Genomic DNA, 15,862 nt, shown 5'->3' with positions numbered 1-15,862 from the left:
TCTTGGGCCGGGAAATCCGCGAAGAGCACTTCGGCGCGGCGGATTTCGACCGTTTCCACGAGGCCCTGGCCGACGAGACGGCCCGGCTGCTGGACTGGCTGCGCACACAGCCGGCGACCGACTCCGCGCCGCCGCCGCGGCTCGGCTTCGAGATCGAGGCCTGGCTGTGCGACGCGCAAGGGCGCCCGCTGCCGGTCAACGAGGCCTTTCTCGCGGCGATGGACAGCCCGCTGGCCACCCGGGAGCTGGCCCAGTTCAATGTCGAACTGAACAGTAGCGTCTTCCGCGCCGGCCCCGGCTGCTTCGGCGCGATCCTCGAGGAGCTGCGCGAGACCCTGCGCCAGGCGCGGCGAGCCGCCCGTCATGCCGGAGCCGACCTGCTGATGGCCGGGAGCCTGCCGACCCTGGAGCCAGCCGATCTCGGGCTCCACCACATGTCCCGGCAGGCCCGCTACCGGGCGCTGAACAGCGCCATCCTGGAACAGCGCGCCCAGCGCCCGCTGGAGGTGGATATCGTCGGCCACGAACACCTGCAGCACCGCCACGCGGATGTGATGCTGGAGGCGGCGGCGACCTCCTTCCAGGTGCATATCGAGACCCGGCCCGATCGCGCCCATCGGGCCTACAACGCCTCGCTGGTGGCGGCCGCTCCGGTCCTCGCCGCCGCCGGGAACACGCCCTACATCTTCGGCCACGACCTGTGGGCCGAGAGCCGCATCCCGCTGTTCGAGCAGTCCGTGGAGGTAGGCGGATTCGCCAACTCGGCACGCGGCCCGATCCGGCGCGTGACCTTCGGCACCGGCTATCTGCATGACTCGATCGGCGAGCTGTTCACCGAGAACCTGGAGCACTTTCCGGTCCTGTTGCCGGTGGCACTGGACGAACCGGCCGACCAGCTGGCTCACCTCGCCTTCCACAACGGGACCATCTGGCGCTGGAACCGCCCCATCGTCGGCTGCGACGCCGATGGCCACCGCAGTCTGCGCCTGGAGTTCCGCTGCCTGCCCGCAGGCCCCTCACTGATCGACATGCTGGCCAACACGGCCTTCGCCCTGGGCCTGATCGAGCACCTGGTCGCCGAATCGCCGGACGGCACGCTGGAGACCCCGTTTTCCGAGGCCCGCGACAACTTCTACAATGCAGCCCGGCACGGACTGGACGCTCGCCTGCGCTGGGGCCACCGCGAACCGGCCCCGGCGCCCCGCCTGATCACCCGCGACCTGCTGCCCCGAGCAGCCGAAGGCCTGGAGCGCCTGGGCATCGAGCGCAGCGAACGCGACGCCCTGCTCGGGATCATCGCCGCGCGCGTGGCCAGCCGCCAGACCGGCGCACGCTGGCAGCGGGACTGGGTCGCACGCCACGGGCGCGACTGGCCCGGGCTGGTTCGCGCCTATCGTGGCTGGCAGAACACCGGCGCGCCGGTCCACACCTGGGGACTCTGAGGAAACCCGTGACGCAATCCATCATCGAACACTTCGAACTCCCCGACGGCTTCCTCGAAGCCACGCCCGAGACGTTGCACCAGTGCGTGCCCGGCCCGGCCCTGATCCACCTGGAAGGCCAGCGCGAACCCGCGGTGGCCGTGGTCCTGTTGCTGCACGGCAACGAACCGGTGGGCCTGCACGCGGTACAGCAGCTCCTGCGTCATTACACCGGGCGGCCGCTGCCACGCGCCCTGACGCTGATCGTGGGCAACCCGCAGGCGGCGGCCGTCAATCAGCGCCACCTGGACGACCAGCCGGACTTCAATCGCATCTGGCCGGGCACCGAACAGGCCGGTTCGCGCGAGGCCGATGTCTTTGCCGAGCTCTGCCGCCGCCTGGAGGGACGCGGCCTGTTCGCCGCGATCGACCTGCACAACAACACCGGGCGCAACCCCCATTACGCCTGCATCAATCGCCTGGAGTCCCCGTTTCTGAACCTGGCCGCGCTGTTCGGGCGCACCGTGGTCTACTTCACCCGGCCGCGCGGGGTTGCCTCCATGGCCCTGGCACGCATCGCGCCGGCCGTCACTCTGGAGTGCGGCCACCCCGGTGACGCCGCCGGCGTGGACCACGCCCGGGAGATGATCGACGCGGTGCTGCACCTGGACCACTTCGTGCCCGAGCCGCCACGCGAGGGCGCCATCGAGCTCTTCCACACCGTCGCGCAGGTCCGGGTGCGCCCCGGCTTGCAGGCCGGGCTGGAGGCACAGCACGACGTGCGCCTGGAACCCGATCTCGACGGCCTGAACTTCCAGCTGCTGCCCGCCGGTTCCCGTCTGGTACAGGTGCACGAAGATGCCGACGAGCCGCTGGTCGCGATCGCCGAGGACGGCTCCGAGGTCACCGGGGATTATCTGGAGCGCGCCGGCCAGGAGATCCGGCTCAAGCGCCCGGCCATGCCGTCCATGCTCACACTGGACACCCGGGTCATCGCCCAGGACTGCCTGTGCTACCTGATGGAGCCGCTGTCCCTTCCCTGACGCGCCCCAGCGGCTGCCGTTGCGGCGGCCGCCACCCTACTTCTTGCTGCTGGCGCGGCGCTTCGACGCCGCCGTAGCCGCCTTGCCGCCGTCGTTCAGGCTGATGATCTGCGTCTTGCTCGTGCGGTGACGGTAGATCTCGCGCAGGTAACGGATCGCCTGCTTGACGTTCTCGCGGCTCAGACGGATGTCGTTAATCGAGACAAAGCTCTTCTCGTTGCTGCACATCTCGCGGTATTTCTTCTCGTACATCGGCTTGATCGCGTACCAGTTGGTATCGAGGATGCGCGTGGGGTTCTCGTGTTCGTTCAGCATCTCGTCGATGCGCGCCTCGTCGAACTCCTCGGCCCGGATGAGATCCAGCACCGCATGGTCCAGGGTGTCGTCGAAGCGCGTCTTGTCGTTGGCAAAGCAGCGCTTGATGTAGGCGACGAACAGGGTCAGGAAGTCGTCCGACAGGCACGGGCTCTTCACCACCAGGGTGGTCAGCGACAGATTGGCCGAGGCGCCAATAACCAGGGCGTAGCGCTTGAGTGTGGTATTCGGGAACAGGCCGTTCAGGTGGGACTTCAGGCGATTCAGGTCCATGTAGGACAGCTTGTAGTCCTTCGGCAGGGACAGAATCGTGACAATGGACGAGCAGTTCTTGAAGAAATGCAGATCGCGCAGGTGCGTCGCGTCCATGTCCGATTCCTTGTACCCCTTCAGTGCCTCGCGGTAGCGCGGGGCGTCGATCGGCAGCAGGCTGATCCCTTCGATGGCCTCGGTCTGCTTGTTGAAGTGGGGCAGGTCGATCGAGCGGAAGAACAAGTCGTCGATATCCAGCGCAGAGCTCTTGGAGGAAGCCTCCTCGCCAGTAGTCACCTCCGATTCCGCGTAGGCGACCGCAACCGGACCGGCCAGACTCATGAACAGGTCGTTGGCATCCAGGCGAATGGTTTCGCCGATATCCACCCCGGCACGCCGGAAGTAGTCCTCGTCGTAGTCGGTGGTCACCGCCTGCGCGGTCAGGATGTTGAAGATCTGCTGGGAGATGTACTGGTTGGCGTAACGCTCCATCGCGTTCACGTCGACGTGGCGGATGTTGCCGTCGTCGGTCTCCTCCGCGTAGCGCATGATGTCGTTGGATATCAGCATCATCGCGTTCCACGGCCGGATGCGATGCATCATGTCCTCGTCACGCGTCTCTTCGGCCTCGAAGTTGTAGGAGAAGTCCCATTCCTCCGCCAGGTACTTGCACAGCAGACGCCCCGCGTTGATGTGCAGCGCCTCGGACATCTCGACGCGGTTGTCCTGGATGTTCGGCAGGATGCAGATCCCCGCCGCGAAGATCGGCTCGAACACGAAGGAATGGTCGCGATTCGCGGCCTCGCGCTTCTCCAGCTTGGGATCGAAGGTCTTGCGCATATAGGAGTACTGCTGCGCGAGGCCGAATTCGGAGGCCATCCCGGAGCCGGTGCCGCCGCCGGCACTGAAGATATAGAAGTACAGTCGTGACTGATTCGCCTTAATACCGCAGGAATCGATCAGATAGGAATGGATGAACTTCCAGTCCTCGTTGGCGAACTGGTCGGTGTCCTTGTTCAGAATGATGCGCGCAAGGTACTGGCCCAGGATGGGGGCATTGCCCGCGCCACCCGCGTGCACCTCGGACAGGTCCATGATCTTCATCTTGTTGTAGTTGTCGATGAAGTTGTTCTGCCCCGCCCGGTTGGAGAAGCGGATGCGGCCCTCGATGTCCTTGTCGAGGTCGCCCAGCATCACCATCGGCTCGATCAGGAAGACGGGCTTCACCGCGTTGGCTGGCGGCAGATTCAGGCTCTTGCGAATCCAGCGCAGCGGACGGCCTTCCTTCTCGCGCCCACCGGCCTCCTCGTTATCCAGTTCGCGCAGATAGTTGGAGCGCGCACTGTGCACCAGCGCCGCCACGTCCAGCGCGATGTTCGAACCGCAGCGGCCAACGCCAATAAGACACACCGACGGGAAGAACTGCTGCTTTTGTTCCTCGGTCGGGCTGCCCTTGGTCAGGCGCGGGAAGACCGAATTGCGCAGGTGGTCCAGATTCTCGAGGATCCGGTCCAGATCGCGTTCGGTGAAGTAGTGGGGCTCGCCGCCGCGCTCGACCTGACCCTCCAGGACATTCGACCGCGCCGCGTTGCGCGGCTGGGTCGCCCGGGCCGCCCGCGATGGATTGCGGATCGAGGTCTCGGTATCGGCAGTCCGGGTCGCCTCCGGCTCGGTCTGCACTGCGTGGTCCATGTTCTCGCTGGTGTCTTCTGTCGGCATGGTCAACGACTCCTGCAGTCCGAGCGGCCGGAATAGGCCCCAAAAATGTGATGCAATTCCGTTTGTGCCCCGCACTAAAGCACGCAGGGGGGCATGTTTCAACCACGAGGAGGCACAAAGATGCGAAGGACGCCGTTCGCGGCATCCAGTCGGTCAGGATGACGTGATCATGCGAGCACCGGTCGGGCGACCGGCGGACAGACGGAGGCGGTCAGGCGTCGCGTTCGACGCGCTCGAGGACCTGGGCGACGTGATCACCCTTGCGGTAGTTGGGGAGGTCGCGCTGCATGTCGGCCAGCGCCTTCTCGCGCGCCTGTTCGCTGTCGTACCAGCGATAGGATTCCCAGTCCGGCCCCAGCAGGTGCGGCATGGCCATGGTGCTGCCTTCCGGCAGGCGGATGCGGATTCCGTAGCGTTTCATGGATTCGTCCGAGGTTGCTCCCTTGAGGGGCCGCCCGCGCGCAGGCACGCGACCCGGCGCGCAGTCTATCCGAGCCCCTGCATACCGGCAATACAACACCGCCCCACCCGGGGCCCCAAACAAAACAGGGGCTGCCATATCGCTGACAGCCCCTGTCCGGGATTCGATGGTGGCTACGCCCTGATTCGAACAGGGGACCCCATCATTATGAGTGCGCACCCTCAGATGGTTTCCCAACACCCTGGATCGGCCTTAAACGGCTCTATGAAGCGATTCCAAAGGGCCGCAACCCCATCCACCAAAAAACCAATTCGCGCCGATTGCGCCCTCCAAGCGCGCATAAAACTGTACCGCGGTGGCACAGAATGTGTGCCAGCCTGACCATCAGATGATCTTCCACATTGAGCTCGATGAACTCTCCAAGCCGGGCCCCAACCGTCGTTTCGCGGGCGCGAAACGGGCGCCAATGAAGCCGTCAGCGCGTGCCTGACGAGCCCCGCTCATGACATTCAACACTCGGCATCCGGGACAAAGATGGCTCCCCGATGTCTGTTCCAGCATCGTGGGGAAACAGCGACCCTAGGCACCCTCAAAGGTTGAGGAGTTGCCGCAGCGCGTCGGCCTGCTCGACAAATTGCTGCGGGCTGTTCTCCCGGAGGCGACCCAGGTTCTGAAGCTTCCAGCGGATGGCCGGCAACTGCTCGACATGCGCGATATCCATGAGGCTCCAGTCGGGCGCTCCCTCGACCAGAGAGAGTAGAAACCTTCGCTCGCGGTCTTCCAGCCCTTGGTGGAGACCCTGGATAAGTCGATCGCGTGTCGTCAGCAAGTCGCTTATTGGCACCGGCTCGGCTGTCATGCCTTGGAAGTTATGCCGGTAGTCCCGCTCAATGTTCCGTAGCGCCGGAGACAGCACTTCATGTACGGGGCGATTATGGCTGGCTAGGTAAACGACAGCGGCTTGGCGAATGCCCGGTGTGATCCCCTCATGCTCAAAGAGCTGCATGACGTCGAAGAGATCCCGTGGGTGCTGCCGGTCTAGGGCCGCAACAAGCTTGCCGCCATAGAGGTCCTCGAGTGACACCACTGGAATGTCGAGGTCGGCCATAAGGCTGTCGCGGGCTAGAGGGCTCAACGAAGCCGAACGGACCGGCTGAACGGTACCGCGCAGGACGTAGTTCGCTTCGATCTTGACCTCGACATGACCGCGCCGAACCAGAAGCTTGGTGGCTCCGGCTTCGGTTGTGGGGGCAAACGTCTGGAAGCCACGCTCGGCCAACTGCCTCCCCATACGCTCAATGGCGGCGTTGATGCGAGCCAGTGCTTCGTCTCGCGATGCCGCGTGATCGGGAAACACCAGATCGAGATCCACGGACAACCGCGGCATGTCGCGGACGAAGAGGTTGATGGCCGTTCCACCTTTCAACGCGAAGGTATCGTCCGCGAACACGAAGGGAGCGACCTGCGTCAGCAGGCGCGCCGTTTCAAGGTAGGCCGAGTTCATGGCTTGAGGACCAGCAGATCATCGCCGGTGCCGGATACCCAGGGCCGGTCACTGCCGGTTGGGAGCTCGACGGGATCCAATTGAGCCGCCCAGGGGAGCGAGAACTCGCGTCCCAACTGCAGAGCCAGACGAACAGTCTTGATGCTCTTCGTCTTGCACAGGAGCTCGCGAAGGACATTGGCTCGCAGACTGTAGGTCCCTTGGACGATCTCGCGTACCTCCTGCAACGGTTGCCGTACACCCACTTCACTGAGGAGCTCAAGGAGCGCCCGTTCCGGCGCCGCAACATCAGGTGCCCCCGCCTGATGTTCGAAGGGGCCGACATGCAGCATGGCCTCCGGCGTCTCGTTGAATAGGCGCTTGCGATGATATTCGGCCGGAAACCGCTCGAAAAACCAGCCCGGAAGCCGCCCAGAGGCCCAGCCATACAACTGCAGCGTGGGTTGGCGCATGACGTAGTGCCGAATGCCGTACCACTCCAGGGCTGACTTGCCCCCCACGTGCATGCCCGGAAACTTTCGCTGCAACATGACAAGACTGGGCTCCAACCCCAGATCCTCACCCGGGCGGCAATAGACACCCCGCGCGAGGCGTTCCAGCCACCCCGACCGGACGTAATAGACCGCCAGGTCGGCCGAAATGCCCAGCTCATTGAGGTCGGCCGTGGTCAGCGGCGTTCCCGGAGGCACTCTGGTATAGAGCGCCTTTAGATTGGATCTCGTTATCGTAGCCACACTACGAATAAACCACACAATTTCGCCCAACATCAACCAAGACGACTGGTTTAACCAGTAGCCTGACTACGATTACAGCGAATATCTCAAATACTCTCGATCGCTCCGCGACTCGAAATTCGTAGACGGCAGCACGTATGGCACGAGAAACCGCTCATGTAGATTAAAACGAGAAGAAACCGCGCGTGTCCGGCAAGGAATAGCTCGTACTGCGTCCACCGCCCGGGTTCTTTTTCAATGCACCTCGATCCACCAGGTCCGCAATGTCACGCTGCGCCGTGTCCTGCGAACACTTGGCCATCCGGGCCCAACGCGAAGAGGTCATCCGACCCTCGAAGGCGTCCAGCAGACGATTGAGCACCTTGATCTGTCGGGCATTGAGCGGCTCCGTGGCGAACCGCTCCCAGAATTGCGCCTTGAACGGCACGTGCTCGAGTGCATCCTGAGCGCTGGCCAGCGAACGCTGCAGGCAGCCCAGGAACCATTCCAGCCACAGGGTGATGTCCAGCCCCCCCCCTGGTTTTGGGTCCGCTCCAGGATCGCGTAATAGTCGCTGCGTTCCCGAAGGATCTGCCCGGACATGCTGTAGAAACGTTCCGCCGAACCATCCGCTCGTGCCAGCGCCATATCGGCGATCGCCCGCGCGATACGCCCGTTTCCATCCGCGAAGGGGTGAATCGTCACGAACCAGAGATGAGCCAGCCCCGCCACCAATAGCGGATCCAGCGGGCCGGGTGTCTTAAACCAGGCGAAGAAAGCGTCGACCTCCCCCGGGATTCGTTCGGCCGGTGGCGCGGAGAAGTGCACCGTCTCCCGGCCAACGGGACCCGACACCACACCCATCGGCCCTTCTTCGGCATCCCGCCAGCGCGCGACCGGAATCCACGTCATTCCGCTACGCCCCGTCGGAAACAGGGCCGCATGCCAGTCGAACAGCCGATCCACTGTCAGCTCACGATCAAAGGCCTTCGTGGCATCCAGCATCAGTTCGACCATGCCGTCGACATCTCGCCCTGAAGCGACCGGTCCCCCGGCCTCCAGGCCGAGGCGACGTGCCAGGGAAGAGCGCACCTGATCCATGGGGAGACGTTCGCCCTCGATCGCGCCGGAGTCCACGATATCCTCCGACAGCACCCGCAGCGACGCTTCCTCGCGCAACGCGAAACCCAACCCCTGCATCCGCCCGAGCAGCCTGCCCTGCTCGCGCGCGGCCGCGGCCAGCATCGGCGCGATATGTTCCGCGTCCCACTGCCAGTGGGGCCAGCCGGTCAGTTCCCAGATATATCGCACGCCAATCTCCGCATTTCCAATGCGTAGACGGGTTCTACCCCACTTCAATCATGCATGGGCGATAAACGAAAAAACCAAGGAGATCGCAATGATTCCCGTGTTGCAAAGCCGATTCGTCGGCCCTCTGGGAAGAGTCACCGGATCATGCACCTGGATGCGGGACGAAACCCGCGGATGGAGTTTCCTCGTGGACTGAGGCATGCAGCAAGGCGGACTCACCACTTATCAGTGGAGTGCCGGTGTGAAGTGGTCCAATGACAGCGGACACCCCAGTTAAGCCACACGGATGGGTACCTGGAGATGAATGTGAGCAAGCAGAGACGGCAGCACGTGTAGCAGGAACAACCGCACATGCAGGCTAAGACGGCCAAAACGGTCGGAGCGGTTCCACCGTCTTCAATCAGGCCGATGCGGGCTCGCCTATCGGAGGAAGGGCAGCACCAGCGCCCGATTGGCACAGCACGACCAGCGATCAGGGTGCGACGAGTGCCTGGCGACTTTGCTACAAGCTGAAAGGTGTCCGCAGAAGCGGTTCAATGGCACCCCAGCCATGCGCAACATTCCTGAAACGAAGCACTCTGATCGAAGTTCCGTGGTACGGAGCCGTCCCGACAACCGGTGCGTGCGGTCCTTATCAGTAGCCCGCCTCTTTCTGATGTCGGAAGGCCAGCACGTAAACCGTGTCCTCGGCCGGATCGTGTCGATAGAGGGCTACGAATCCGGAATCACCGAAATCGATCAGCAACTCGCGCAGTTCGGGTACTTCGGCATCGGGGCGCCCCATATGCGGTGACGTTTCCAGCAGCAGGAGCTGCCGTTCGATCACCTGGGCTGCTCGCCGGGCGGCATCCGGCGATTTGGTGGAAAGAAAACGCCGGCATCGGTCCAGACCATCCAGCGCTCCTTCGGTGACGATTACTTGTGGCACTCCGGAGCAGCCTTTTCCTCATCCGTGCCCCAGGTGTTCAACCAGGCGCGTGCTTCCTGCCCGGTCACGTGTCGGCCGGTTTCCTGATAAGCAGCCCAGCTCGCGAGGGCTTCCTGCCTGAAGCCCTCGCGAGCTTCTTCGCGCTCGACATATTGCCGAATCGCTTCGAGCATGATCCAGTGAGACGAGCGCCGACGCTGGCTGGCGAGATGCTGGACCCGACTTTTCAACACGTCGTCAATCTTCAGGGAGGTTGCCATAGCGGCCTCTTATCACATGGTAATACCTTTCGATACTCTATCGTCTCTTTCCCCTGCGAGTCCACTATCAGATCTCTGTATACACAGGCTGTATACAGGCTTGCGACTCAACCGGGCTGAAACCAACCCGAAGCAGGGTAGACGCCAGCGGTCGGTTGGCACAGCACGACCGGCGATCAGGGCGCAACAAGTGCCAGGCGCCTTTGCATTTCGAGGGCGTTTTCGGATGCAATCCTGCGAAACGTGGAACTGACGCGGGTGTCATCCGCCACGGTTTGCCAGTAGCCGATCGCGGCGTGACAAGTGGTGACCCACACGCCATGTTCACGAGGCAATGGTAGGGCAGGCTCAAACGTCACGCGCGGCAGTTCCCCACCCGGGAGCGGCGCGTACGCCATCGGGAGCATGTCGTAGACCGGGCACAGGAGGAGCCGGCCGCCCTCCGGTCGAAAGGCGAGGTTGCCCGGGTGCATGTCGTTATTGGCAATCAGTCTTCCGAACCAGGTGATGTGACGGATGGCTGCAACCGCCTCCGGCGCCAGCAGACGCTTGTCGGCGAGCCCCTGGGCGAGGGCGTCCCATGCCGAAGGCGCATGACCGAGCAAGGCCGCGTTCACGGTCTCCAGCGTCACCACCGCGCTGCGGCCGAACAGTCCGTGGCGATCGAAGCGCTCGATCTCCAGGAACGTGCGGCCCTGTTGCTGGAGGATTCGGCTGGGCGGACTCTGCACACCGGGCAGCCCTGCGACCGCCTCCAGTGCCAGATGCTCCGCCACCAGCAGATCGGACCAGCGCTGCACGGTCGCGGACTCGTCCGCACCCGAAAACTTCACGATGACGTGCGGACTATGACTGCCCTGCAGGTCCCGAAGGGCGGTGAACTTCGGGAACTCACCCGCGGCACTGGAGCCCGCAAGGCCCAGCGAGATGGCCTCCTCCGCTGCCTTCACATACATCCCTTCGAGTTCATCCGCCCCGAGAATCGGAGGGGGATCCAGGCGGGCCTTCTGCCAGCCCTTGAATGCGGCATCACCAACGACCAGGTTGCCCGGGAGATCGAAGCCCACACGACTCAGAACCCACAGAAGATCGTCGTCACTCCAGGCCTCTGGATTAGGTGACACCTGGAGCGTGTCTTGCAAGCGATGCGCCAGCTGGCGCCCGAGGTAGCCCTGGGGGCGCATATCGTACAAAGGGTATGGCAGACCGGCCCACCATCCTTCGGGGTTCTCGTCGTCATCCTCCAAAGGCCAATCCGAGCCACCGAAGTCGGCATGGCAGCCCTGCGGCTGGATGGGCGAGAGCTCCGTGAACTCGTGCGGCTGGCCGGCTTCATCAATCACACGGATGGGAGTGGGCGCGAAGTCGCCTCGCAGCGCTCTGCGCAGAGCGTAGCGAGTGCGCCGGGCCCGCCCGGCCGCAAGCACGGGCTCGGGCGTCTCCTGCAGCAGTCGGTGAAGGGTGGGGACCGACAGCCCCAGTTCGCGGGCAAGATCGGCTGCGCGCGCCGGGGCGAGCCTGGCAAGCGCCTGGCCGAGCCGCTGATGCGCTGCCTCTCGCTTGCTCCTCATCCGAACCTGCCTATTGAAATGATTATTGAGAAGATACTACCTCATTAAGGGTTTGATATATAACCCTTCAATTTCTCTCCAAGCATTTAGTGAAACGATCCTATGGACGACCTCGATCCTGGACGGGACAGGTCTCGGCTCGCCAGGTTTGTGACCGGATTTGTGACAAAAACGGGGCGATACAATCTCGGGACTCAAGACTCGATGCCGGAAACGCACCATGACCGACTCCCCCACCCTGTCGATGTACTCCGCCCTGCAGCGGGCCTTCGATCATTTCAACGAACGGCTGTTCGACAACGAATTGCCTCCCTGTCTGATCACGCTGCGCAGCTCCCGCCGGCAGCGAGGTTACCACCACGCCGAACGCTTCATCTCCTCGGATGGCACGATCGTCCATGAGCTGGGTGTTCATCCGGGGTACTTCACCCTGAATCCGCTGGAGGTCGCGCTGTCCACGCTGGTACACGAGATGGTGCATCACTGGCAGGAGTGCTTCGGCCGGCCGAGCCGATCAAACCACCATAACCGGGAGTGGGTCGGCAAGATGGAAGCAATCGGTCTGGTGCCGAGCGATACCGGCCTGCCGGATGGCAAACAGACCGGACGCCGGGTCACGCACTACATCCAGCCCGACGGTCCGTTCGCCCGGGCCTGCTCGGACCTGCTGGCCACCGGGTTCGAACTGCCCTGGTTCGACCGGCATGCTCCCACCGATCCGGAATCGCTTGCCCAAGTGCAGGAGATGCTGGCCCACCAGGGTCTGGCCGTCGCCAGCGCCCCCGCGCCGGCCGAGACGATCGCAATGCGCGACGATGCCGACAAACCGGCGGTGTTCGCGCCGCCCACGCCACGCCCGGATCCCCGTCTGCGCATGAACTGCCCGACCTGCGAGGCGCGCGTCTGGGCGCGACCAGAAACCGAGGTTATCTGTGGATCGTGCATGGAGCCCATGAGCCATCTATCCGAAGACGCAGGGTGATCCGACCGGCGCCGGATCACCGAACGGGCATGCCGAGAATGGCCGCGACTACCCGCTCCTCGGCGGAGCTGTGAAGCGGGAGGGTGGAAAACGCCTCCAGCACCTCGGGTCCCAGTTCGGCTTCCGCCTCAATGAGCTCCTTGCGCAGATCCCGCAGGCGGAGAAACCCCCGGCGCTGCTGGGTCAGACGGCGATACCAGTAGGGACGGATGAGCTCCAGCCAGCGATTGGCCAGTGCCTCCCAATCCGGCTCGCCGCCCGTCAGAGTCTCCGGCTTCCGCTCCAGCAGATTGCGCAGATCGAGATAGGCGTCGAGTCGTGTCTGCTCCCTCTGGCGAGCCGCCGCCTCGCAAAAGCCCTTGAGGACCTCGGCCATCTCCTGCAGGGCACGTTGCTTGCGCAGCGGCAACTGCGCCCGCTCGGCCTCCGGGAGGCGTTCGGAAAAGTGCGCCAGCCATCTCGCGGCCGGCTCGTCGATTTCACCGTTGGGTGGATCCGGCGCCAGTCGCTCGCGAAGGGCGGCGGCCACCTTGTCCAGTGAAGTCGTGGCTTCGGCATCCGGGCCGGAGAAGAAGAACCAGCGCGGTGCGCGGTCCGCACTGCCGGCCAGGCAGAAGAAGGCCCAGACGGTGTCGCTGGCCACCACGCTGACTCTTGAGAGCACTCGCACGGAGCGCTGACGGTAATACTCATAAATGTCGGGCTCGACCAGCGCACCCGCGCCTTCCACCAGTCCGCGCACTGCGGCAAAGGCATCATGCGGTTCGGCTTCCTCGATGGAGCGAGCGGTACGCTCGTATTCGCGGATCAGGGTGTCAGCGTCAACGCTATCCCGTGACCGCTGCTGCAGGTCTTCCGGCAACGGGAGATTGGTCCCGAGAAGCTCCGTCACCGCATCGGCCCGGTCCAGGAAGCGAGCATCGGCGCTGAGAGCGAACTCCTCGGCATCCCGAGGCCACCAGACCTCGACCTCGGCATGGGGGCTGTCGAGACGATCGACGCGTCCGGTTCGCTGTTCGGCCACGCGTATCACCGAGGGCATGTCGAGATGGACCAGCGCCGAGGCCGCCTGCAGGTTCACCCCCTCGGACAGACTGTCCGAACACAGCGCCACGCCGGCCTGCTCGCCGTCGCCCGGCCGAAATGCGCGGAGTACCGCCTGGCGGCTTCGCTCGTCGCTGCCCGTGGCCTGCCAGATCTCGACGCCCGGCAGCCGCTCTTCGAGCTGCGCGCTCAGGGCCGCGATGGTAATCAGACGGCTGTCGAAAGCCAGCACCCGTTCGTGGCGCGCCGCCAGTCTAGCCAGATGGGCGACCTTGGCGTGCTCCCGCGCCGGACTCATGGCGCGCACCTCGTCCAGGACCTGCGAGAGGATCCGGTGATCGTGCGCGTGGGCTGATGCCCAGGCGTCCGCATCGGTAAGCCACGCAGGCAAGGGCACGCCCAGCCGGTTCTCGGGCACACGCCCGGGTTGCTTGAGCTTGCCCAAGACATCTCCTGTGTCGGCGGACTTGGCGTAATGCTCCAACCCGAACTCGGCCCGAGCCACCGCCGTTCCGCACAGGTGCTCAACCAATGCCGCACGCGAAGACCGCAGGGCCGCCATGACCCGGTAGCGGACCAGCTTGTGCGCCCCGAGCAGCAGGTTGTCGCGATACTGGTCCTCGGTGAGCCCCTGCTGCCTTTGTACGGCGCTCAGTTCCAGGACCACCGGAATCTGGACCACACCGTAGAGTTCGTCCAGGAGCCCCCGGATTCGGCTGGCGCGTTCACGGTCGGCAGCCGGTTCCCCCAGGGAATAGCTGTACGAGCGGTGCTCCGGATACCGGCAGGGCCGTCCCGAGTGATCCCGATAGGCTTCGGGCTCGCGATCAATCAGGGCATTGAACATGCGCTTGGTACGGCGAATCGTAAATGTGCGGATCTCGTCCCGCAGCCGGGCGGCCTCATCGTCGCCCAGTCCGTGCCAACGACCGGGGCGATTGACCCGCTCCAGGGCCTTCAGCGTGCTCGGCTGCAGGTTGTCGGCGCCGAGGAGATCCGCGATCCGGACTAGGTCATCGACATTCCGGTTGATCGGCGTAGCGGTAAACAGCAGCACGTCATCGGCAAGATGGTTGGTAAACAGTCGGCGTGTCCGGCGCGAGCGGCGATTGTGGAAGTTGTGGCACTCGTCCACGGCGAGCAGGCGCGCCCGCCTCAGGGCATCATCCAGCTGCCATGCCTTGCGGCTGCCGTGACTGAGCAGGCCAACCGAAAAGACATCCAGCGCGGTGTCGGCCCGGGAGGCCTCCCGCTCCCACTCCTCCACGACCGTCGAGGGTGCAATCATGACCGAGCGGGGCATCCCGCCTGCCCCCTGGATCCGCGCCTGCTGCGCCCGCAGGAGATGCGCACCCATGCGCGTCTTGCCGGAACCCGTCGCATCTGCAATCAGCACCGCCCCCTGACGATCCAGCAGATACAGCGCCTGTGCGATCCCCTGACGCTGGGCCGGCCACAGCGCACGGAAAGCCTCGCGGTCGACCTGCTGCAGAAAACCCTTCGCCCAGTCACCCTCCAGCAGCTCCCCACAGGCGCGGGCCAGCGCATCGCGCCACCCGACGACATGCAGCAGACGCTCGAGCAGCGCGAGCAACGCATCGGTGTAGTCATGCCCAAGCGACCAGAACTGCTCGGCCAGCGCCGCCGCCTCGCGGTAACGCCTCGGTTCACCCGTTGCAGTGAACCGCGCATTCGCCTCATGCTGACGCTCCAGCCCATTCTTGCTGAAATTGCTCGAACCGAGCGTTACAGCCCCCTCCCCGAGATAGATCTTGGCGTGCAGTGGCCGCTGCGTGTCGGGCCAGTACCGCGCCTCGACGGCGCCCTCCCGGAGTCGCTCCCGAAAATGAATCAGCCGGGCCGACAGACGCAGGGAGATCCCTCGATCCAGCCAGTACTGCTCGACCTCTTCGGGAAAACTCGACGCCTTCAGACTGCGGTGACCGCCCTCCCCCGCACTCGGCTCGTTACCAAAGAGAACGCGAAGCGGCCGAACCTCCCCCAGATCCGCCTCCAGACGAATGAGCTCTTCCAGCGCCCCGTAGCCTGTCACCACCAACGGCGAGTCCGCAGACACCAGGTCCGCAATCACCCGCTCGCGCACCGTCCGCCCGTCGACGTTTAGCGGGAAACGATCCGGCGGTGGCCAAACACCCTGCCCCTCGCACGACTCTTCCGGGAAGTCGCTAAAGAGATCAGCAGTGTGCGCCGTATCCGGGAAGGGATCTTCTTGACTCATGAGGCCACCCGACGACCCAAAACAGGTATTTGACCGACACAGTGCCGGATCTGCGGATGGGAAGGCCACACGCAATGCCTCCCTCCCGTCCATTCGGTCAATGTAGACGCCCACCGAATTCGGGAAGCACACAGATCAC

General features: G+C 64.2%; 11 protein-coding genes and 1 pseudogene. 3 read left to right on the top strand and 9 right to left on the bottom strand.

The annotated features are described in order from the left end of the window. The first annotated feature begins 2 nt into the window (after positions 1–2). Together D103_RS0104885 and D103_RS0104880 are read left to right on the top strand one after the other, a co-directional pair. Positions 3–1,442: a glutamate-cysteine ligase family protein gene (locus D103_RS0104885; protein WP_018875991.1), complete on the top strand. Its 1,440-nt coding sequence runs from the start codon at positions 3–5 to the stop codon at positions 1,440–1,442. An 8-nt stretch (positions 1,443–1,450) separates the two neighbouring features. Then, positions 1,451–2,464 carry a M14 family metallopeptidase gene (locus D103_RS0104880; protein ID WP_018865914.1) on the top strand — a complete coding sequence of 338 codons (1,014 nt, stop codon included), beginning with the start codon at positions 1,451–1,453 and terminating at the stop codon, positions 2,462–2,464. Positions 2,465–2,500: 36 nt separating this feature from the next. On the opposite strand, the gene D103_RS0104875 is transcribed toward D103_RS0104880, so the two are convergent. The 8 genes and pseudogenes from D103_RS0104875 to yjjJ form a co-directional block, all read right to left on the bottom strand. After that, the gene (locus D103_RS0104875) at positions 2,501–4,750 is read right to left on the bottom strand and encodes a hypothetical protein (protein ID WP_018875990.1); all 2,250 of its coding nucleotides are present in this window, start codon (positions 4,748–4,750) and stop codon (positions 2,501–2,503) included. Between the two features lie 211 nt (positions 4,751–4,961). Beyond that, positions 4,962–5,171, bottom strand: coding sequence for a hypothetical protein (locus D103_RS0104870; protein WP_018865916.1), 210 nt, complete (start codon positions 5,169–5,171; stop codon positions 4,962–4,964). Between the two features lie 589 nt (positions 5,172–5,760). After that, positions 5,761–6,675, bottom strand: coding sequence for a nucleotidyl transferase AbiEii/AbiGii toxin family protein (locus tag D103_RS0104865; RefSeq protein WP_018875989.1), 915 nt, complete (start codon positions 6,673–6,675; stop codon positions 5,761–5,763). Beyond that, on the bottom strand, positions 6,672–7,442 hold the full coding sequence (locus tag D103_RS0104860; RefSeq protein WP_231366578.1) for a type IV toxin-antitoxin system AbiEi family antitoxin domain-containing protein: 771 nt from the start codon (positions 7,440–7,442) through the stop codon (positions 6,672–6,674). Before D103_RS0104860 ends, D103_RS0104865 begins: the two co-directional genes overlap by 4 nt. A gap of 130 nt (positions 7,443–7,572) precedes the next feature. Then, positions 7,573–8,699, bottom strand: a pseudogene (locus D103_RS13380) (Fic family protein). A 634-nt stretch (positions 8,700–9,333) separates the two neighbouring features. After that, positions 9,334–9,588, bottom strand: coding sequence for a type II toxin-antitoxin system RelE/ParE family toxin (locus D103_RS0104850; protein WP_026280270.1), 255 nt, complete (start codon positions 9,586–9,588; stop codon positions 9,334–9,336). Positions 9,589–9,614: 26 nt separating this feature from the next. Then, positions 9,615–9,887 (bottom strand): CopG family ribbon-helix-helix protein, encoded by a 273-nt coding sequence (locus D103_RS0104845; RefSeq protein WP_018875986.1) that lies wholly within the window; start codon positions 9,885–9,887, stop codon positions 9,615–9,617. Between the two features lie 176 nt (positions 9,888–10,063). Further along, positions 10,064–11,458 (bottom strand): type II toxin-antitoxin system HipA family toxin YjjJ, encoded by a 1,395-nt coding sequence (gene yjjJ, locus D103_RS13375; RefSeq protein WP_018875985.1) that lies wholly within the window; start codon positions 11,456–11,458, stop codon positions 10,064–10,066. A gap of 220 nt (positions 11,459–11,678) precedes the next feature. On the opposite strand from yjjJ, the gene D103_RS0104835 reads away from it, so the two are divergent. Beyond that, positions 11,679–12,440 (top strand): SprT-like domain-containing protein, encoded by a 762-nt coding sequence (locus D103_RS0104835; RefSeq protein WP_018875984.1) that lies wholly within the window; start codon positions 11,679–11,681, stop codon positions 12,438–12,440. Between the two features lie 16 nt (positions 12,441–12,456). Here D103_RS0104835 and D103_RS0104830 read toward each other — a convergent pair whose 3' ends face one another. Further along, a complete protein-coding gene (locus D103_RS0104830; RefSeq protein ID WP_026280269.1) occupies positions 12,457–15,723 on the bottom strand; it encodes a helicase-related protein in 3,267 nt (1,088 codons plus the stop codon). Positions 15,724–15,862: the final 139 nt, after the last annotated feature.

It is taken from the genome of Thioalkalivibrio sp. ALE31 (assembly GCF_000377405.1).
Taxonomy (GTDB): domain Bacteria; phylum Pseudomonadota; class Gammaproteobacteria; order Ectothiorhodospirales; family Ectothiorhodospiraceae; genus Thioalkalivibrio.
Note: the sequence above shows the minus strand (reverse complement) of the source record. Positions and strands in the feature narration are given on the sequence as shown.

What these genes read in the sequence shown, in the direction of transcription:
- D103_RS0104875 (WP_018875990.1), bottom strand. Translation starts at nt 4,750, where the DNA reads ATGCCGACAGAAGACACCAGCGAGAACATGGACCACGCAGTGCAGACC.
- D103_RS0104870 (WP_018865916.1), bottom strand. Translation starts at nt 5,171, where the DNA reads ATGAAACGCTACGGAATCCGCATCCGCCTGCCGGAAGGCAGCACCATG.
- D103_RS0104865 (WP_018875989.1), bottom strand. Translation starts at nt 6,675, where the DNA reads ATGAACTCGGCCTACCTTGAAACGGCGCGCCTGCTGACGCAGGTCGCT.
- D103_RS0104860 (WP_231366578.1), bottom strand. Translation starts at nt 7,442, where the DNA reads ATGTTGGGCGAAATTGTGTGGTTTATTCGTAGTGTGGCTACGATAACG.
- D103_RS0104845 (WP_018875986.1), bottom strand. Translation starts at nt 9,887, where the DNA reads ATGGCAACCTCCCTGAAGATTGACGACGTGTTGAAAAGTCGGGTCCAG.
- yjjJ (WP_018875985.1), bottom strand. Translation starts at nt 11,458, where the DNA reads ATGAGGAGCAAGCGAGAGGCAGCGCATCAGCGGCTCGGCCAGGCGCTT.
- D103_RS0104835 (WP_018875984.1), top strand. Translation starts at nt 11,679, where the DNA reads ATGACCGACTCCCCCACCCTGTCGATGTACTCCGCCCTGCAGCGGGCC.
- D103_RS0104830 (WP_026280269.1), bottom strand. Translation starts at nt 15,723, where the DNA reads ATGAGTCAAGAAGATCCCTTCCCGGATACGGCGCACACTGCTGATCTC.